Source organism: Spirosoma litoris (genome assembly GCF_054776755.1).
The window spans coordinates 1-20,422 of the sequence record NZ_BAAHBI010000045.1 but is presented as its reverse complement, the minus strand read 5'-3'; the positions used below and the strand labels follow the sequence as shown (position 1 = coordinate 20,422).

Annotated in this window: 11 protein-coding genes and 1 pseudogene; all 12 read right to left on the bottom strand. The window is 47.1% G+C overall.

Annotation, left to right across the window (positions count from 1 at the left end; all coding sequences use genetic code 11):
- Window positions 1–41: 41 nt before the first annotated feature.
- A complete protein-coding gene (locus tag ACYVGR_RS26580; RefSeq protein ID WP_460962529.1) occupies window positions 42–497 on the bottom strand; it encodes a hypothetical protein in 456 nt (151 codons plus the stop codon).
- Window positions 481–5,835, bottom strand: coding sequence for a hypothetical protein (locus ACYVGR_RS26575; RefSeq protein ID WP_460962527.1), 5,355 nt, complete (start codon window positions 5,833–5,835; stop codon window positions 481–483). The genes ACYVGR_RS26580 and ACYVGR_RS26575 overlap by 17 nt, the downstream gene beginning before the upstream one ends.
- A 4-nt stretch (window positions 5,836–5,839) precedes the next feature.
- Window positions 5,840–7,099 (bottom strand): hypothetical protein, encoded by a 1,260-nt coding sequence (locus tag ACYVGR_RS26570; protein ID WP_460962525.1) that lies wholly within the window; start codon window positions 7,097–7,099, stop codon window positions 5,840–5,842.
- Between the two features lie 2 nt (window positions 7,100–7,101).
- Window positions 7,102–9,543 (bottom strand): hypothetical protein, encoded by a 2,442-nt coding sequence (locus ACYVGR_RS26565; RefSeq protein WP_460962523.1) that lies wholly within the window; start codon window positions 9,541–9,543, stop codon window positions 7,102–7,104.
- Between the two features lie 12 nt (window positions 9,544–9,555).
- On the bottom strand, window positions 9,556–11,073 hold the full coding sequence (locus tag ACYVGR_RS26560) for a hypothetical protein (protein ID WP_460962521.1): 1,518 nt from the start codon (window positions 11,071–11,073) through the stop codon (window positions 9,556–9,558).
- Between the two features lie 5 nt (window positions 11,074–11,078).
- Window positions 11,079–12,005, bottom strand: a complete 927-nt coding sequence (locus tag ACYVGR_RS26555; RefSeq protein WP_460962519.1) for a hypothetical protein — start codon at window positions 12,003–12,005, stop codon at window positions 11,079–11,081.
- Between the two features lie 7 nt (window positions 12,006–12,012).
- A complete protein-coding gene (locus ACYVGR_RS26550) occupies window positions 12,013–12,567 on the bottom strand; it encodes an RNA polymerase sigma factor (protein ID WP_460962517.1) in 555 nt (184 codons plus the stop codon).
- 77 nt (window positions 12,568–12,644) lie between these two features.
- Entirely contained in the window at window positions 12,645–15,020 is a 2,376-nt protein-coding gene (locus ACYVGR_RS26545; protein ID WP_460962587.1) for a caspase family protein, read from the bottom strand.
- Between the two features lie 102 nt (window positions 15,021–15,122).
- A pseudogene (locus ACYVGR_RS26540) lies at window positions 15,123–15,557 on the bottom strand (WD40 repeat domain-containing protein); the annotation flags it as partial.
- Between the two features lie 212 nt (window positions 15,558–15,769).
- Window positions 15,770–16,723, bottom strand: a complete 954-nt coding sequence (locus tag ACYVGR_RS26535; RefSeq protein WP_460962515.1) for a tetratricopeptide repeat protein — start codon at window positions 16,721–16,723, stop codon at window positions 15,770–15,772.
- Window positions 16,724–16,737: 14 nt separating this feature from the next.
- A complete protein-coding gene (locus ACYVGR_RS26530) occupies window positions 16,738–17,295 on the bottom strand; it encodes an RNA polymerase sigma factor (protein ID WP_460962513.1) in 558 nt (185 codons plus the stop codon).
- A 65-nt stretch (window positions 17,296–17,360) separates the two neighbouring features.
- Window positions 17,361–20,422 (bottom strand): caspase family protein (locus ACYVGR_RS26525; protein ID WP_460962511.1); only part of this gene is annotated, 3,062 nt, incomplete at its 5' end.

The following is a 20,422-nucleotide window of genomic DNA, read 5'->3' as shown; positions in this document are numbered from 1 at the left end:
AAATTGAGAAAATAGTCAAACAAAGAGGAGTTTTCAGGACATCAGCGGTGGAGGTGAATACTTTGGATAATGTGGGCCGGGAGTTTCACGGCCCTCACTCCGTTTTGCTCATTTATAGGCGCGTTAAAACCATATTTCTCCAGATTGACCTTTATGACAGGCTGCTTTAAGCTGGCGAACTCGGTCAGGGTATGCCCTTCCAGAAGGAGTTGATCGAATTGCTTTTCATCGGTTGCCTGAAACTGGATCGCATCTCCCTCATCGTTCCAGCTAAAGCTGCCAGGATTCGCTCGTTGTATGGCGTCGAGTGTTTTTGTCAATGAGTCTACCCGAATACTGAGCACCTGACGATTGGGGTCAAGCCGGTCGTTGGGGAGCGAATGCGTTTCTGGTAACGAGCCTATGGTTGGTCGGCTGACCCACATAATTAGTATTGTAGCCATGAGCAACAAGGTGCTATAGAAAATAACGGTACGGCGGTCAGTGTTGGGTGCCATGCATGAATGATTTAAAACTATCAGAATTGATTACGGCACGTACCATGTCACGCATGGTTGGTTGCACCTCAGCATCCCATTCAGCCCCGTTCGATTGTTTATAGAAGGAGAAGTAGAGGACCATAAACCGATTGTTTTTCAGATCGGCAGGTGTCAGATTGCGTTGGTGAAGCGGATCACGGCTTATGATCAGCATCAAATGTTTATCTCGTTTTCCACCATCGCGATCACCACTGATTGTACCCGTTTTGGCGTAGAAATAATAGGGCTTGAATTCAGCAGGATAGGTATCTGGCGTTCCTAACGCATTTTTCGCTGTGCCATTGATCGTTGAGTTGTGCATCGCATTGAACAGCGTCTGGCTATAAAATCGACTTAAATTACTAGCTCCGCTCCATGTATTATCCACAGACAGCTCCTTATTTTTTTGATGATTATCGGCCAGTACACTACCTCGAAACGATCGGTTGAACGAAAAGAGTTTGGCGGCCATCTCTGCCATTTTGTATGGAGTAGTGTTGATGGGGTCAGCTCCAGTAGCACACTGGACTATGGCGTTGTGAAGGTTGTTTCGATCCATTAGGTATAGGTGGGAAGCCTCAGGGAAACTCCATACCTTGTTCGAACTTTTCGACTTCTTGAATTCAGCCGTGTCTAAATCCGCAGCAATATTCTGCTGAGTTGCATTCCGCCCGGCTACATGCTCTGGCTGAATCGGCAAATCGAAATTATACCACAACCCTCGCCCCAAAAGCGATTCGGTATTGCCCCAGTTCACATTGACCGATTTAATATGGTATTCTTTGCCGCTGATATTCAGTAAAGGAAAATTCTCGTTGGCCTTATCTGAGCGTCCCAACGCCAGAAACGTACTCATTCCGTTGCCCTTTACATACTGCTGTTCACGGGCTATCTGGTCGTGTGATAGTGATCCTAGAAATACCATCATCGAATTGTAGGTATTCGTCGATTTACTGATGTAGGTATCCATAGGATGGAGCTCCATATTACTGTCGTTTCCTACTGTGAAGCGCACGGCCCCTCCGCCAAATCGACGAATGCGAAAATCATCACGGTTCTTTTCTAGGAAACCGGGTGTAATCGTTTTGTCAAGACCGCCAAACTTGAGATTTTCCCAGTCGAAGCGGTACTGCGATGTTACGGCACTGTACAGAATAGGCTTAAACGTAGAAGCGGGCCCATTGTCCATCCGCATTAAGCAGCGATTACCGAATAACATTCTCTCTCGATCAGTCTGGGCATTCAGGTATAGGCTGGTAAACAAGTCCTGGTAGCGGCTCATCCGGTTGGGATTAATTTTAGGCGTAGCTCCCTTCTTGAAATCAGCGAGCGCACGAAGTTTGCCATCGCTACCCAGTACGACGAGATTAAATGCCCGAGCCCGTTCGGTCTCTGGGCCCCAGCCTTCTCCTTTCTTATCCTTTTTAAGGTACTTGGCTGCCAGGTCGTGGATTTGCTCAGTAAGGCGCGGGTCAAGGCTCAACCGTACATCTTCCTGGTTGATCGTTTTGCCTTGGTCGTACTTGCTTTTGACGAGATTGGCGAAGTGATAACTCCATAGAAACTTGTCGCCCAATGGATAAAAGAACTGCTGATGTCCATTCAGCCAGACGTTCTTAGCGAAATATTGTTTGGTCTGGTATTGATACTGTAGTGTTGCGGGACGACTCTGGCCGTTTGGTAAAAACTGAAGTATATCGTTGGGGTGCAACGCCATAGCAAATACCGACCTTTTCGATTGAAAGACATCGGCTCCACTTTTGATAACAAAATCAGCCCGGTTACTTGCCTGTTGTCCGGCTCTTCGGCTAACGATAACGACAGGCAGCGAATCCAATGACCAGCCGACAGGAAGGCGTGTCAGCCAGATATTGTTATTCGCTTCCTGATTGAACAAACTACCCAACGTATGCTGCAGGTCAGCATCAGCCTTCTTCGTATCCATAACGAGGCTTTCGTTGGTTTGTCGATTCGTAAACGAAGCGGTTTCATTGCGTTCGTCAGACAATAGATGCCCTCGCCAGGCATTGAGTGTTACGTCGGGGCTGCTCACGTTATAAAATAGTTCATTGACGGCAAACTGATAGGTTTTGTCAGCCTTCTGACGGATATGAATCAGGTTGTCAGGACTATTTTGTTGTTGAGCCAGTAGTTTTATATAGGCATTATAAGCACTACCAGCAAAGCGACTGTCGCCCAAGAGCATTGGGTTATGCCGGGGGGCATAACTGCTTGTGTCAAACTGCTGAACCACCGCACTCATGGGAAGTCCTTTCTCTACAGTTTCCTGATCATTCTGGAAGCGGGCAAACGATTCGTTTAAGTTTCTGAATGACTCTTGTAGACTTGTTATTGTCTGTTCAAGGTTAAAGCGTTCATCCGAAAAGGGATGTTTGCGGCTATAAATCAGTGCGAATATGAACAGCAACATCCCAATCCGAAAAAAGATGTTTGCCTGCTTCTGTCCTCCACTCGTAAAGCGGAGCGAGGCTGGTTCTATATTGGCCTGATCGCCCAGAACAATGACCAGAAAAAGAATTGAAAACGTAAAAACGCAGGTTAGGATACTGTTCAGGCTCAGGAGTGGGAAATCCTGACCCAGAAAAATGATCCGGTTCGTTGCCGCCAGCCAGACAAAAAGGCCGGTCGCAAACAGAAGGCACAGCAGCTTTATACGTATCATACTGAAATAGTTGAAACGCGAATCCGAATCGGCAGCAGCCAGTAGAAGTACGATAAAGAAACTCAGTAGAAACGTGATGATAAACTCGCTGTGTTCGCCGATCACGTATCGGACCGAAACGAGGTCGCAGATTTGAGTGAGGTAAGGTGACCCCTTTTTAAAGCTGGGCAATACCCGGAAGTAGTGCTTTGGATTGATGCTTCCTTTATCATAAAAATAGTGAATCAGCCACTGGTTCTGAGCCGCCCGGAGCAATTCGGAGTCTTTACCAAGATTGAACCGAAACTCTTCCTGTTCAATAATATCGTCGGGGGTGGTAAACAAGACTTCTGACCGGTAGCGTACATAGCTTTTATTCTGTACTTTACGAGTGATCGGCGCTTTCAGGCCCACCAGCCCGATGGCCAGTACCACACAAATCGCAGGGACAACCCATCGGGGAATGCGAAAAGAAAGCAACTGGATAGAGTTGTTGCGCCATACTGACCAGCCGCCATACAGCAGAAAGAGGGCTGCCAAGCCATATACAACAACTGCTGTATACCGAAACAGCCCTGACAGGGCATAAGGAGATAACCAGATCAAGGATACCAGCAAAAACGCCCATTGTAAGGTACGAATCGTGCGGATACGCCATTCCGCATTTAAATTCGGGAGTTGCTTTCGAGGAAAGGTCAGTTCACGAATAATGTTGTAAACGAGCGTACCTACCAGAAAAATAATGCTGAACCCGGCATCCGACACACCTAAATACCCTAAGCAGATCAACCAGTTTAGTCTAGTCAGAAACCTGTAGCTGGGATCTTTTTCAGTATTGTGGCCTATTGAGACAAGGGCTCTCAGGAAAATAAAATTCAGGAAAAAATAGGCAGCTAACGGTAAATAGATTGCCCCAAACCGCTCGGCTTTTCCTCCCACCAGTAAGGCGGCTATGCCCAACCCATACACGCCAAATCCAAGCAGTAGCCAGGGAGAAAATGTCTTGTTCGCTGATTGGGGAAATAGCCAATCCATCATACGACCGAAAGCCCACCGGATGGGTTCCGACCACTTTTTCCAGACGACGATCAGCCCGAAAAAAACCAGACAGCTCCGGACTCCAATAATAAACGATGACCAGCCCAGATCGGCCAGCTTCTGGTATTCGTTAGGCGTTATGTCCTCAACGGGCAGAAAAGTAGAGGCCCGCCAGAGGAGAATCGACCGGATCGTCATCAGCACCAGAACCAACATATAGACGATATACTCGGCTTTCGTCTGTTTGTCGGCAGGTGTAAGTAGCATACAGACATAAATACTGCCAACAATAAATAGTGTCAGAAGGAGCATATGCCAGAACTGGAGTGGGTTGGTGGCTTTCAAATTCCTAATCTTGACTAACCATTGTGTACCGGTTACCCCCTGACTCAGGCCCCGCGTTGCCAGGTGAATGGTATCGCCCGCTACGGCCGTCTGAAGACCTGTACTCGTCAGGTTGTTCTGGTCATAGTTAATCAGTCTAAACTGCATGGTTTGCTGCGTTGACCCCGTACGGTATGAAAGATTAGCCGAAACATGATTTACGTTCGTTTCCTGCTCATAAAAGGGATAGTAAAATCCGGCCATTTGCTGGCTTCGGGTAACCTCCTGGGCCGATGAAGTCAGAAATAAAGATTCTCCGTTGTTGGATAGCCGTTTCAGGTATTCGCGTTGTGGAAAACGTATTAACCATTCTGAGCTATGAGCACTTCGCCTAATGGAATAAACCGGGTTTGTAGCCCCCCATAAACCTAAATAAAAGAATTGCCCTGCTGAGAGGGTCACGCTCGGATTCGTGCTCGCAGGGAGTACAACAAGCTTAGTATCAATGTGAATGCGCACCGATTGCTGAAGCAGCTGTTGAGAAGGGAACAGAACAATCGAATCACGTTCGGGAGTTGGTTTATCTTCGACATATTTCCGAAGCAGGTAAACGCTATCTAAAACAGCCACCAAATCGCCCATTCCAGGAACGTCAGCGCGTGTTTTGGCCAGTAATCCGCCGACCGAATAGCCCTTTTGCAGCGGCATCTTAACCGGCACGGTAAATGGGCCGTAGGTCGTCCCTTTACGTATCACCCGAAACGACGAGGAATCGGGGCCAAACCGTAATTGAAACTGTAAGGATATGGAATCAAGGTCGATACTGAACTGCTGCCGAATTGGCTGGTTAATCACTGGGTTCTGCAACGTATAGACCTCTGGACTGGTTTGTGCAAAAATTGGCTCCGTAAAATTCGTTCCTCGCAGGTTAAAGTCGTTTGTTGCCGGGCGGTAATTGACCTGTAGCTTTCCCGTTTTGGCATCCCATATCGCCCGATCAGGTTCTTGCTGATCAACCAGAATCAACTGATCGCCAAAACTATAGCCCAGCCATTCGATAACGTGATGTTCGGCATTTGTAAAAATTCGTTCAGGTGCATACACGTAGCACCATTGCGTAAGGATCGCACCTAGTCCGGCAATGAAAAAATAACGAATAAATGGCCGCTTTCTGTAGACGAAACCTTCCCGGTAACGGATGTTAAAAAGCCAGAACGTTACGGCAAGTAAGACGAGTCCAACAAACGGGAATAGAAATAAAAAATACGAAAGTAGGCTGGTAAGATTCATCATTAGGTCAGGTAGATTTTAAATAGCGTGGAGCCAGGTAAATAGTCTGCATCAGCGCCCCTTCGAGTTCGCCAAGATCCAGAGACAGTAAAACCTGTTGCAAAAACTGAAAATTGTTGGCTGATTTATAGGGGCCACTCTCAAAAGTCTTATAGGCTTGAGCGGGCAAATCACCCACCTGCTTATTCTCCAGAATAAGGAGTAGGTTGGGTTCGTCGGCCGGGCGATCCAGGGCAGGATTGTGCTTATAGGCACGTGCCAGACTATGGGCGTGTAAACCCATTTCGACAAGTCGCCGTTTGATCTGGCGTTTGTCCTGCTCATCTGGCTCAATAGGGATATCCTGTATGACCTTATAAAAATCGCCGTAACGGGCATAGAAATTAGTCAGATACTGATCAACCACTAAGTGCTCACGTTCAGCTGTTTCGGCTGGAATAATCGACGTCAATTCGTCTGGCTGTGTTCGTTCGGCCTCTGGCTCAGCGGTTGATTCGTCCACTACATCAGTGGGCAATTCTTCATTTTCTTCCAAAATCGGCAGTTGTGGAGAATCGGGTTCTATTGGGGGACGATTTTTCCAGAAAACCAGTGCCAGTCCTGCCAGCGTGGTTAATAGGCCCAGACTGGCAAATACCCAATCGCAGCCTGTGCCTACTGACAAGGCAATAGGTTGATGCAGTACGGATAAGGCACTTGTCGAATTAACGGAGATTGACTCCACATTAGCTACCCTCTGTAAGCTACCATCGATCAGAAATGTAGTACCCGAATTACGGTCCAGCTTGACTAGCAAAGCCTGGGCTAACTGCTGCTCAGGGCTGAGTTTCTGCCAGTCGGGATTAGCCGCCAGTGAGTCCAACTGAACTTTTACAAACGCTTGCCACTGGTTTCGGGCCTGTTGCCAGCGTTGAGCCGAATCGGTTCCACTTCCTCCCAACCAGTTGACAAAACTTCGTCGCCAGTCGGCCACACTAATTGGTAGCCAGTAGGAGGACTTCCCGACTATATCGGGAGCAACAGGCAAAACCTGATCACCTACTAACAAGCCCGAACTCTTTCGTTGCAGCCGATGGACGGGTTGATAGGTCAATAGCGCTTCTGCGCCAGTACTATCTGTAACGTAGTAGTGCGTTTTGCTAAGGATGGAAGTTGTAACCGGAGTTGTCGACGGATATAATCGAGGCCAAGCCAACCCTAGCATGCAGACTCCACTCATCAGCCAGAGTCCATAACTGATCCATAGTACTATTCTTGGTGTGGCCATCGCTAGAAAGAATCGGTCAAAGGCATTACGCGCACGTCGGCCGGAAGAGAAATATCAGCAAAGGGGTAGAGCGTCTGAGAAACCAACTGGGTCTGGCGGAAAAACTCGGGTTCAACCTGCAGCCGACTATAAGTAGTTGCATCCCGAATGATAAAATCATCGCCCGTAAAGAATACATTGACCGTAGGACTGTTGATGTGGTGTTTTTTGTAATCCAGTCCGCAGATCGTAACGACCTTGGCGTTGCGATTGTAGTTAGGAAATACTTTTCCGTGATTTAGAAATTCCTCTTCCGCGCTCAGTTCGCTCGGTTCATCCGATAACGGGGTGTTCTCGGCAGAGGAGATTTGTATGGCCGAAACCAGGTGTTCATCACCGTATGCATCCTTGACGTCCTGCCACGACTTCGATTTATCGGCCAGCCATCGTTTGACCCTGCTATAGATGGGTATGTCGAGCAAAACCCCATTCCCGGTATCAATCTGCTTTGATTGTTTACCGATCCGTCCAAACAACTGGTAGACATCAGGAAAGCCAACCAGATTTGACTCGTAATTGATGTGATCACTGCTGAATGCCCCCGATAAACACACCTTTTTCAAGTCGTCGGTTTTCAGGGTCTGGATATCGAATGCCTGACTAATGGCTTTTCGAAGCGGCTCAAACAGAAAGCCACGACCCGTCAGAATAATTTTCTTCACCAACACCTCGCCTTTTTCAAGGTCAGCATATCGCCCCGACTGAATTACTTCCCGATGAATTCGGTTGGCAATCTCGTTGACGGTCCGATTGATGATCTGCCATTCATCCCGTATAGATCCCTGCTGTTGCCATACCTGCTCGAGCAGGTTCGCAATCGTGCCTAAGGTTCCCGGTTCGTTTGCATCGAATAGTTGACTTCTGACCGTTGCGAAGTCGACAACTTCCTGCAAAGGCTGGTAATTTCGGGTAGGGTCGTAGCTATGCTTAAGTTTCTCGATAACTTCCGTGAATTGCAGCTTATCGGCAATATCAGCCCGTTTGGTTACGGCATAGATGGCTCGTTTACGCTCTTCATCATCGATACCACAGATACTTGTGAATACCGTATCGATAAAGGCGTAGGACAGGATATTCCCTGCTCCGATAAATCCGGACCGATAAAGTGATGAAAGCTGGTAGGTTGTCGGGTTGATCTCTAATATGGAGAAGTCCGTAGTGCCCTTTCCGGCATCAATAATCAGGTAGCGACCACTTTGCTCAAAGAAACTTGCATTACCTTGCCGGACCAGATCATCCTGTTCGCGCTTGAAGCCTAAAAAAGCCGCATCACTTTCCGATATGGTACTTACCTCAACGCCATTCAACTTGAAATCAGGGTATTTCTCGGCAATTTCGTCCAGCCCCTTTTTGGTTCCCAAGGCCAGCTTTGCTACTTTGTTCTGCTCAAAAACGTTAGGAACCAGTAGCTTTACATTCATATAAAGCGGCTGACTATCGCGGGTGCTGCGACGAATTTCCTCCAGCACTGTCTGCATAAAGTAGTTGATAACTGCTTGCTGCAACTTCACGATGGTATCCTGAAAAGTATGCTGGAGGGCCCCAAACGCATTAATTTTAGGGTCTTTCGACGCAAATTTTACGGTGAAATTATAGGCTCCAAGATGGGCAAGTTTCAGATTGGAGACCAGTATCCGTTCGGCTGTCAGACGGTTTTTTTCATCTTTGGCTGTAAGCAGATTTAGAAATTCATTGTTGCCATTGATACCCGGTTTGGCATTAGGATCAAAAACAGACCCTTCCTTTTTAATGAAAAAAGCTGATCGATATAATTCCTTATCGCTAACCCGTTGATGGAGGTCTTTACCAGCCAGATCGGGATAATAATAATCGATGAGATTGTCTACCATTTTTACCCGGCTAATGATCGCGTTCCCTCCCCGACGGTAGGTTACAATCTGACTGGCTTCCGAGCCGAAATCCATCACCACATCAAAAATTTGCCCCTGTGGTACCAGGTGGATCAGCATTTTACTTTCATAAATCGTTTCATCCACCTCTATCGACAGCGTGACGACCAACGACGATGCTATATACCTTCGCCCGGCTGTTAGTTCGTATCGGTTCGGGGTTTTCATCAGTTTGAAGGCATCAGGAACCGATGGCAATGGGGCTGCCAAATCATTGATTACCGATGCCTCATGACTAGTCCGCATATGGAGAGTTAACCCAGAACCGGAGTAGTCGACAGTAAGAGAAGACCAGTCTAACCAGCGATCAAACGAATACCCTCCCCGACAAATCAATTTAGCCTGTCGAACAATGCTTAGCAGTAAGCGGCCCTGACCTGCCTGATGTTCCAATACAAACGATGGCATTACGATTCCTGTCGGAATGGAATCGGCAGGGTATAGATGAGCTACGTGGTATTTACGATTATCAATCAGTAAGGCTAAATAATACATCGTGGATAGAAATTAATTTCCATTGATTTTCAGGACTAAAGGGACTATATCTCCTGCTGAGGATGTCACAGAAAACTTCATTGCTTTCGGTTCAAATGCAACGGATTTCCATGGAACCATTCGGTTTCCCAACACCCGTTCGAGTATCGCCATGACGGATTCGGAAGGAACTGCCAGTTGACTCATCCAATTCGTTAACTGACTGGTAGACAATGCATCTTTGCTGTATAGAATAACCAGCCAGTCGGCGCCTTTTACCTCCTTGGAAAACCCCCGCTCGTGTAGGATAATCCGACCATTCTGATCGTAATCGGCTCGTGGACGTGGAAATACTAACCGGGCTTCATCATCGACTACATAGGCCGACTCGCCTGCGGTAGGGAAATGCACTTCCGCTTTTTGATTCGGGTCGATGCTGAATATATACACATAGCCAAAGCGGGGAAGTTGACCCGATACGAAGCGCATCTGATCATTAACAGCAAAGCCTGATTGGGTTTCGTAGTAATTACCCCGTCGCAGTACAGCAATAGGACTGGTTTGGTACGTACTATCCGAAGTGGCCTTTATCAGTTGCATCGTGCCATCACCATGTAAGCGAATAGACGGTTTCTGACGAATGACCGGCACATTGGCTATGGGTGCGGGAACGGGTCGGGGTAGTACTTTCTCGTCGGGATGATCTATCAATTGAACGGCGACCCCTACACGTCGCGCAAAATCTTCGTAACTCACCCAGGCAAAACCTCCATTCCCCCACGACGACCCCATACAGTTGACAATTTCAAATGCTCGACGTTTATCGTCATATCCGACGACTACTACAGGTTGCCAGGTTGGGCGTTCATATAGAAGTTCATCATTACGTCGCCAGGTATCGCCCCCGAGTTGCATAAACCCCCGGTCGATAAGCATGATCGCTACCACTGGGCGACCGGCCTGTATACTCTGTTTGGATCGTAACTCTTTGCGGGCATCGGCATCCCGATTGTCGAATACCCGTTCGAGTCGATCAATCTGATGCCGAGCCGCCTGTTGTCTCCAACGGTCGACAGGGTGGTTATGGCAATTGACCGAAGATCGGTCGTAAGCAGCCGCTTTGACATTGCCGATGCCCGTCAGGACGGTTTCCATTGCCTTCAAAAAATCCTTACCAATCTGGCAGTTCGTTTCGTTCTTGGGGAGCGATTCGAATGGAAAGAACGCTGAAAATGCTTCCTTCTCAATCTGAGCTGCCGACCACTGGTATTGTCTGCCTTTTAGAATGGTCATGGAATAGTAACCAAACACTAATCCAAGACGCACACCTGTCGGTAAGCCTGCCTGCGAACGGACGGTAGGGCAATACTTCCGCAGGCTTAGAGCCGATGCGGTTGTGCTTTTGCTGCCATCACCATACTCATAGGCAGATAGCTCCAATTGATCGGCTCCAGATTCGTCGGGAAGGAGTTCGTCATTGGAGATTTCCTGAGCCATACTCACTCTGCCCATAATGAGCAGAGTGAGTACCATAAACAGGCTTTTTTTCATGGATTTTATTGAGTTGATGGTGTGAATGAAGCCAATAACTTACCCGCTTCTCTGTGGTATGGATGGCCGGGCTGATGCTGAATCTGTGTTAGCAGCCGCTTCGCTTTGTGGCTCTGTCTCATCCGTACATAACACAAGGCTTTATACCACTGCACCGTTTGTGTTAATGAGTCATTCTGGATATGACTAAGGGTATGGAGTGCTGATTTGGCCTGTCCGTTTTTCAGATAGCTCAGTCCTAAGTACAGATGCCGATAATCAGTGGCAGACTGGTCATTACTAGCCCCATACTCTGGTTCTTCGTTAGGGTCGATCACTTTAGGGGCTGGGTCTTTGAGGGCGTCTATCGCTTGATGAAGCCTATGGCCACCTCGGTTATAATCGGCAACAGCTCCGACCAGATCATCAGGCACTTCACCAATACTTTTGGGCGATTGCTTTCCGTAGGTAGCTACCAGTTGATCAAACGAAGGACTGGATGGAGCGACCGGCATCGTCACCGAATTGCTGGCAGGTGACGTCGGTTTGACTTTTGGATCGATCTTCTTAGGATTATGGTTGGCTTCTTTCCGGTCAACCGGTTTGTGTGCTTGCCAGTACCAGGCCCCTATGTTCAATACGATCAGAAAACAAACGGCCATGGCCATCCAAGCCGGAACCGCAGGGTGTCGCTTCGCTGGTTCTTTTACAAGTGCTCCCTGTTCGGATAGCCGCTGGTGAATGTCACGAACCTGAGCTTGTAGCCCAATGTGCTTTTCCTGTAAGCCAACCTGTGCGTAGTTGACATAGAACTTTTTCAGCCATTGTGTTTCAGTGGCCAGTTCTGGTTCGTTTCGCATCCGTCTCTCGAAGGCACGACGGTCAGAAGCCGATAAATCATTCTGAATATATCGGTCGATGGATGTATAATCGTGTTCTGTGAATTCTTTCATGGTTGGATTAGCGTAATAGTTTGCGGAGATATTTGATACAGCGGTATTTCTGGGTGTACACGTAATCGACACTATGTCCTAACAACTCAGCGACCTCTTTTGGGGGTCTGTTTTCGATGATCAGCAAGTTCAGCAACTCCTGACTTTCAGGGCTTAACCAGGTAATAGCTTCCCTTAGCTTTTCCTGCATGTCGGCATCCAATTGATCCTGATATGGATCGACAGCATCCTGCTCCTTGAAGTACCGTTTAAAGTGTTTCTGCTCAGTCACTTTTTTCCGAAAGCCATCCACCAGTTTATTCCGTGCATACGTGTGCAACTGGATTACCAAGCTGATATAAAGCATGATATTGTGGATGTTTTTTAAGAAGGCAATCATTCCTTCCTGAAAAGCATCTTCGGCATCTTCCCAATTTTTACTCTTTTTGAAAAGCCTGGGGACACTGTAATTATAACCGTGCTTGTACAAATAGGTCACTGCACCGTCGATTTGCTTTCGTAGAGCTGCCAGCAAGCTCTTATCATCCGAGTAATTCTCGCGGGGGGGCGTTTTTGGAAGCATTGGAAAATTTGATTAGTTTCTGATGTATCGTTTGAGGAGAACGATTTCTATACAGTCAATCAAAAAATATTTTTTTATTAATACTGCACCAGCGGAAAGTCAGCGTTGTCGGGCAGTTTTTTTGGGTACATCTGCGGCTCCTGCTTTTCCTGCTTTAACCGGTCAACTTTGCTTAGCAGGTTGGGGACCATTTTTTTTATATAGATGAACAACTCATTGATCGACACAAAATGGTCTTTATCCGTATCGGCGGCTCCGTTCAGGCCATCGAGCAAGGCTTTGGTAAAGGCCCCGTGTTGCCAGCTAGAATCCTCCCACGACAATTGCCCATCGCTACTACTAGCCAGGGTGATGATGCCTGGCGGGGCATTTTTTACGATCTCCTGGGCATCGCGTAAATCCCGCAGATACTGCGACTTACTCCCTTGTGTATGAACGGCCTCCCCCGAATGACAGGCGTCGAACAGGATTAATTTTTTACAAACAATATCCTCAATATTAGTCAATACGTGCCCCCGGTAGAGTAGCGTTGTGGTTTCTTCACTGCTTAGGTTGGCATTGTCGTAATCATCGGGTTGGAGGGCAAAGTCAGTTTGGCCGTTGCGCAGATTGAGCTTCTTGCCGTGGGCCGACGCAAAAATGATCAGTACATCGTTGGGCGTAATCCCATAGAGTGATAGCCGACTCATTTCTTTCCGTAATCGGGTGGTGTTGGTCTGACCCTTCTCATACAAAGGGAATACAGTGACTTTATTGAATAACTTTCCCTGCTGCTTTTTGAATAACTCCCCAATTTGTTTTGCATCGTTGGCCGCATAATCTAAACCTGCGCCCGACACCCCGATGTTTACCACATACAGATTGGGCCGGGTAGGTGGCAGATACGTAATGGCTAATGGTTCTGAGCGGACTTCGGGTTGGTTTGGCAGGAGTAAACCCAGTACAATCTCATTGCCACCTTCCATTAGGGGTAAGGTCTGCTCCCAGTTGTAACGCCCCTGATTGGCTTTCAGCGAAGTAATACCCATCTTTTGTCCAGCTGCCTGTAGCTGCCCATTTACATAGACTCGAATATGGCTAGCTTCAATAGGATTCGCATAATTGCTGACAAAGACAGCCTGAGCCGAGTAGGCAGGCTCATGAACCGTTGTAGGATTACCATGCCAGATGATTTGGGAGAAAACGGACGTAGATAAGGTTGGCGAAATTGGTTTGGTATCAATGGATTCTACAAGCTGGGAGAAAGGGGGTGTTGGGAGTGGTAATACTGGTTTGGGTGAAACGGATTTTGGTATAGGAAAGGAAACAAAATAAGTAGTAGTACCCACCAATACATCTGAACCGCCAGGTGCAAATGCAACCTTGATCGGGAAGTAATTCATTGACCAGCTTTTCAATTCCTTCCCACTGCTGACATCCCACAATTTAACAGTACTTTCATCAGCGCTAAGCGCATAGCGCCCATCGGAACTCATACAAATAGTATGGACATTGCCAGTGTGTCCAATAAATGGGTGTACTTTCTGACCTGTACTAATATTCCAGAGTTTAAGTGTTTTATCTTTACTGCTGCTAAGTGCATAACGACCATCGGCACTCAAGCACAATGAGTTAACCTTATCAGTATGTCCAATAAATTTTTTGACTACTTCACCCGTACTGACCTTCCACAACTTGAGCACATTGTCACTATTGGTGCTAAGTGCATAACGGTTATCAGCACTTAAACATGCTGGATATATTTCGTGGTTATTTTGAGCAAAACTATATACCTTTTTGCCAGTACTGATACTTAATAAATTCAGACTACTATTATTATTTTCATCAATGCTAACTAGTATATAACGACTATCGGCACTGATATCATAGACATGATTATTTTTAGCAAGGGTGTAAATCTCTTTACCCGTATTGACGTCCCGAATCTTATAAAAAATGTTATTCCCATTATATTCTTGGCTGAGAGCATAGTGACCGTCCGAACTCAAACGCACAAAAGACGGCGAACTGCCATGTACACTAAAGGTGCGAAAGTCTTTTCCTGTCCTAACGTCCCATACTTTGACCTTTTTGTCATAACCTGATGTAAGCACGTAACGACCATCAGCACTAAAAGACAGCGATATAACCGTTCCATTATGACCAGATAACGGTTGGAATTTTTTAGCTTCATTACTTTCCCACGCCCTAAGAGTATTAACATAACTCCCCCTAAAGTCGTAAAACGTTTTCGTAAACGTGCGAACCGGTTGGCCTGTATCAATATTCCATTGTTTGCCTACACTATCGTAATGTCTACTCAACGCATACCTACTATCTGGACTTAGGTCTACCCAGGAAACCGGGTAATAATTGCCACTAAAGGTACGAACCAGTTTCCCTGTATTTACTTGCCAGAGCTCAAGGTTATTGCTTCCACTAAGCACATATTGACCATCAGAACTGAAACACACCGAGGTAAATAGATTTAAGTTTGTAGAAGGTTTGTCGCGTTTGAAAGTACGTACTGGATTGCCATTATTGACATCCCACAATTTTAGCTCATAACCTCCACTCAGAGCATATCGGCCATCATAGCTAAAACATACTGAGAGAACAGGATAATTGTTTCCAGTAAAAGAGCGTATCTCACTGCCCGTACTAACATCCCACAACTTGATAGTATTATCAGAACTTCCACTTAGAGCATAGTTACCATCGTGGCTAAAACATACTGACCTAATTGAAGAATTGTTGTTGGCAAAAGTACGTACTACCTTACCTGTATTAACATCCCACAACTTAAGGGATCCGCTATAAGCTCCAACAAGAACATACTGACCATCTGGACTGAAACACCCTGAATTTCCTTCAGAACTAGCTCCATCCCAAGTTCGAATTTCTTTTCCTATGCTAACATCCCAAAGTTTGAGTGTGCTACCATCCCCGCTAAGTCCATATCTTCCATTGGGACTTAAACAAATATGGTAACCGTAGCGGCCATGCACCATCCGGCTCGAAAACCGTACTACACCCGGCGGATCCTGAGCAGACAAGGTCGTGGAAGCTAACAGCAGCAATAGAAAGAAAATAATACGATGTTGGGCAGTCATGGTGGATTGTCGTATTCGCTTATTGCCTTTTTTCTATAATACCACATCGCCCGGCCTTGGTAACAAAGTCGGACAATGTTTATGCTTTTCTTGCGTTAAAGACGTTTTCTTTAGCGAGCTGAGGCTGGCAATGAGGCCATTAATTTGCTCGCTTCCGTTTGGTAGGGATGACCAGGCTCATTCTGAATCTGAGTCAATACTTGTTTGGCGTTGGTAGTCTGCCCTAGCTGCACATAACACAGGGCCTTATACCATTGCACCGTTTGCGTTAGATTATCCCCTTCAATTTGATTTAAGGCAGTCAGTGCCGATTTTGCCTGTCCGTTTTTTAGATAGCTCAGTCCTAAGTAGAAATGCCGATAATCGGCGGTAGATTTATTTTCTTGCGCTTGAGGGGTTATCCCTTTGCTTGCTCCGTACTCCTCCTTCGGCTCGACAAGAACCGGCTTCTTAAGCACGGCGATGGCCTCTTCCAGCTGCTTACCACCCTGCTCATAACTGGTTACCGCTTTAGTCAGTTCGGCGGGTACATCGCCAATGCCTTTAGGAGATCGTTTCCCATAATTGGTAGCCAGTTGGTTAAACGATGGACCTGGGTCAGGGATGACGACTTTGGGTGTCGTAGCTGAGTTGCTGGCAGGTGCAGTTGATGAGGTGGTGTCGGTTGACGAGGTCGTACTTGTTGTAGAAGTCCCCTGTCCCTGATTATTTCCAGCGATACCCGATTGTGTTGGTGGGAGGCTCTGCCAGTACCAGATACCTATACCCAATACTAATACGACAGAGGCTGCCATGGCCATCCGCCAGGGTGTCCAGTAAACATGTTCAACGGGTTTGGTCGCTAAGAGACCTTCTTTAGCGAGTTCGGCGTGAATTTCACGGACCTTATCCTCTGTTACAACATGCTGGTAGTTGACAAAGAATTTGCGTAACCAGGCCACTTCGGCTGCGAAGTCGGGGTCATTTAATAATCGTTTTTCAACGGCTGTCCGTTCGCCATCCGATAGCGTCCCATCGATGTAACGATTCATTTGTTCGTATTCCTGTTCTGTGAAATCTTTCATGACTGAGTAATCGGTTAAAGAAGTTTACGGAGCTTTTGAATGCATCGCCACTTATTGGTATATACGTAGTTAACACTACAACCTAAAATTTCAGCCGCTTCCTCAGGCGTTTTTTGCTGAAAAATCAGTAAGTCTAGCAGCTCCCGACATTTAGGATCGAGTTGATTAATCCCTTTCCTCAACAGTTCCTGCATATCCAAATCTATTAGATTTTCTTCTGGATTGGGTTCTGGTGATTCATAAGGTAGCTCGGCTTCAGGCCAGCTGCCTTCCCGCCCTTTTCTTCTCCGGATTTCTTTCCATTTGTTAAATACATACCCATGCAGAATTGTGTTGAGCTTGGCGCCAATATAGACTCTATCGATGTTTTGCCAAAGGGCAGTAGCGCCATCCTGAAAAGCATCTTCGGCATCTTCCAGGCTATTACCTCGCCGGGCTAAGCTGGTGACGATTTTTTTCTGACTACGACTGTACAGGCAGCGCATTGCCTGTTCCATTCGTTTTTTGAGGGCTGTCAGCAAGATATCATCATTCGGGTAATCGGCACAATGGTTAGTGGATTGCTTGGCCATTTGATTTGGTTAGTTTCTGGATTAATCGGTTGTGGAGGAGATTTCTATACAGTTATGCTAACTTTTTAATATTGTACCAGTGGGAAATCGGCATCGTCAGCTAGTTTGCTGGGGTACATCTGGGGTTGTTGCTCTTCTTTTTTCACTTGTCTGACCAGGATAGGTACTGTTTTCTGCAGGTAGCTAAACAATTCATTGATCGATACAAAGCGGTCTTTGTCCGTATCAGCCGCTCCGGCAAGACCGTCGAGCAACATCTTCGTAAACGCTCCCTGCTGCCAGCTAGGATCTTCCCAGGACAATTGCCCGTCACTACTACTGGCTAGGGTGATAATACCGGGGGGAGCATGTTTGATCACTTCTTGGGCATCGCGCAAATCCCGCAGATACTGCGATTTACCTCCCTGTTTCAGCACAGCCTCCCCTGAGTGGCAGGCGTCGAGCAAAATGAACTTCTTGCAAACGATATCCTCAATGTTGTTCAGAATATGCCCCCGATAGAGTAGCGTTGTATTTTCTTCGGTACTGAGGTTGGCATTGTCGTAATCATCGGGTTGCAGCGCAAAGTCGGTCTGACCATTGCGTAGATTGAGTTTCTTGCCGTGGGCCGATACAAAAATGAGTAACACATCGTTGGGCGTAATTCCATAGAGCGATAGTCGACTCATTTCGGTTCGTAACCGAGTGGTGCTGGTGTGGCCCGGCTGGAATAAAGGAAACAGAGTAACCTTGTTAAATAACCGTCCCTGCTGGTTTTTGAAGAATGCTCCAATATTCTCCGCATCTCTGGCTGCGTACTGTAAGCCTGCACCCGAAACGCCGATGTTTACGACGTACAGATTCGGTTTAATAGGCGGCAGGTACGTAATGACTAATGCTTCCGAGCGCACCTCCGGCTGGTTAGGTAGGAGTAAGCCTAACACAATTTCGTTCTCTCCTTCATGTAGTGGTAAGGTTTGCTGCCAGTTGTAGCGGCCCTGTTGCTGATTCAGTGATACCGTACCCAGTTTAGCTCCCACAGCTAGTAGTTGACCATTAAGATACACCCGCACATACCCCGCGTTAATGGTACCCGGAAAATTGCTCACTATTACTGCTTTGGCCATAGCATCAGGCTCCCGAACGGTGATGGGCTCACTGCGCCAGATAATTTGAGAGAAAACGGAAATTGTTGGGTTTTGAGCGATAGATTGTTTTACAATAACCGTTTCGTTTAAAGGGAAAGTAACAAAGTAGGTCGCTGTTCCTACTTGTACTTTAGAACCGTCTGAGCTAAAGGAAACGTAATAAGGAGAGCTATTTATTAACCATTTTCGTACTTCCTTTCTTCTCGCTAGGTTCCAGAGCTGAAGTGTATTGTCTTCAGTGCTAATGAGTAAATACTGTCCATCAGGGCTGAAACACACCAAGGATACCGAGCTAGCGTACTCGCTCATAATGCGAATCTCTTTTCCCGTGTCGACTTCCCAGAGCTTTAATGTATTGTCCGCGCTGCTACTGAGTATATGCCGCCCGTCAGGGCTGAAACTCACTGATCGAATCCAGGCAGAATGCCCATTCATAGTCCTTAGCTCCTTGCCCGTATTGACCTCCCAGAGTCTTAGTGTTTTGTCCCAACTACCACTGAGCAAATACTGGCCATCAGGACTGAAACACACGGAAGACACTGAACTTAAATGTCCGCTCAGAGTGCGGATTAATTTTCCTGTATTGGCCTCCCAAAGCTTGAGTGTCTTATCCGCACTGCCACTGAGCATGTACCGCCCGTCTGGACTGAAACCTACCGAGGATACCGAACCCGTATGCCCACTCATGGTGCGGATTTCTTTGCCTGTGCTGGCCTCCCAGAGCTTGAGCGTATTATCATAACTGCCACTGAGCAAGTACTGGCCATCGTGGCTGAAACATACTGATCGAATCCAATCAGTATGCCCACTCATCACCCGTAATTCTTTTCCTGTGCTGACTTTCCATAATTTGAGCATCTTGTCCTCTCCGCCACTGAGTACGTACTGGCCATCGTGGCTGAAACATACTGATCGAATCCAATTAGCATGACCGCTCATCGCCCGTAGGTCTTTCCCGATATTGACCCCCCAGAGCCTGATCGTCTTGTCCTCTCCGCCACTGAGCATATACTGACCATCAGGACTGAAACATACTGAAGATACCGAGTTAAGATGCCCACTCATGGCGCTGATTTCTTTTCCTGTGCTTGTTCCCCAGAGCTTGACTGTCTTATCCGCACTGCCACTAAGTATGTACTGGCCGTCTAAACTGAAACATACCGAGTTGACATAGTTGTTATGGCCACTCATGATTTGCAGCTCCTTGCCCGTATTGACCTCCCAGAGCCTGAGTGTCTTATCTAGGCTCCCACTAAGCATGTACTGGCCATCAGGACTGAAACACACCGATAAAACCGAACCCGTATGCCCGCTCATAGTGCGGATTTCTTTGCCTGTGCTGGTCTCCCAGAGCTTGAGTGTATTATCCTCCCCGCCACTGAGGATGTACCGCCCGTCTGAACTGAAACATACCGAGGATACCGAACCCGTATGCCCGCTCATAGTGCGGATTTCTTTGCCTGTGCTGGTCTCCCAGAGCTTGAGTGTCTTATCATAACTACCACTGAGCATGTACCGCCCAGTGGGGCTGAAACATACCGATAAAACCGAGTTGAAATGCCCACTCATGGTGCGGATTTCTTTGCCTGTGCTGGTCTCCCAGAGCTTGAGTGTATTGTCAGAACTGCCACTGAGGATGTGCCGTCCATCAGGGCTGAAACATACCGAGGATACCGAACCCGTATGCCCACTCATGGTGCGGATTTCTTTGCCCGTACTTACTTCCCATAGTTTGAGTGTATTGTCAGAACTGCCACTGAGCATGAACTGGCCATTCGGACTGAAACACACCAAGGACACTGAACCCGTATGTCCACTCATGATCTGTAGCTCAGCGCCAGTATTGATTTTCCACAATTTGAGTGTCTTATCAATACTGCCACTGAGGATGTGCCGTCCATCAGGGCTGAAACATATGGAGGATACCGAACCCGTATGCCCACTCATGGTGCGGATTTCTTTGCCCGTACTTACCTCCCATAGTTTGAGTGTATTGTCAG

Excerpts from the sequence above, each read along its gene's own strand:
- ACYVGR_RS26580 (WP_460962529.1), bottom strand. The coding sequence starts at position 497 with ATGGCACCCAACACTGACCGCCGTACCGTTATTTTCTATAGCACCTTG.
- ACYVGR_RS26575 (WP_460962527.1), bottom strand. The coding sequence starts at position 5,835 with ATGATGAATCTTACCAGCCTACTTTCGTATTTTTTATTTCTATTCCCG.
- ACYVGR_RS26570 (WP_460962525.1), bottom strand. The coding sequence starts at position 7,099 with ATGGCCACACCAAGAATAGTACTATGGATCAGTTATGGACTCTGGCTG.
- ACYVGR_RS26565 (WP_460962523.1), bottom strand. The coding sequence starts at position 9,543 with ATGTATTATTTAGCCTTACTGATTGATAATCGTAAATACCACGTAGCT.
- ACYVGR_RS26560 (WP_460962521.1), bottom strand. The coding sequence starts at position 11,073 with ATGAAAAAAAGCCTGTTTATGGTACTCACTCTGCTCATTATGGGCAGA.
- ACYVGR_RS26555 (WP_460962519.1), bottom strand. The coding sequence starts at position 12,005 with ATGAAAGAATTCACAGAACACGATTATACATCCATCGACCGATATATT.
- ACYVGR_RS26550 (WP_460962517.1), bottom strand. The coding sequence starts at position 12,567 with ATGCTTCCAAAAACGCCCCCCCGCGAGAATTACTCGGATGATAAGAGC.
- ACYVGR_RS26535 (WP_460962515.1), bottom strand. The coding sequence starts at position 16,723 with ATGAAAGATTTCACAGAACAGGAATACGAACAAATGAATCGTTACATC.
- ACYVGR_RS26530 (WP_460962513.1), bottom strand. The coding sequence starts at position 17,295 with ATGGCCAAGCAATCCACTAACCATTGTGCCGATTACCCGAATGATGAT.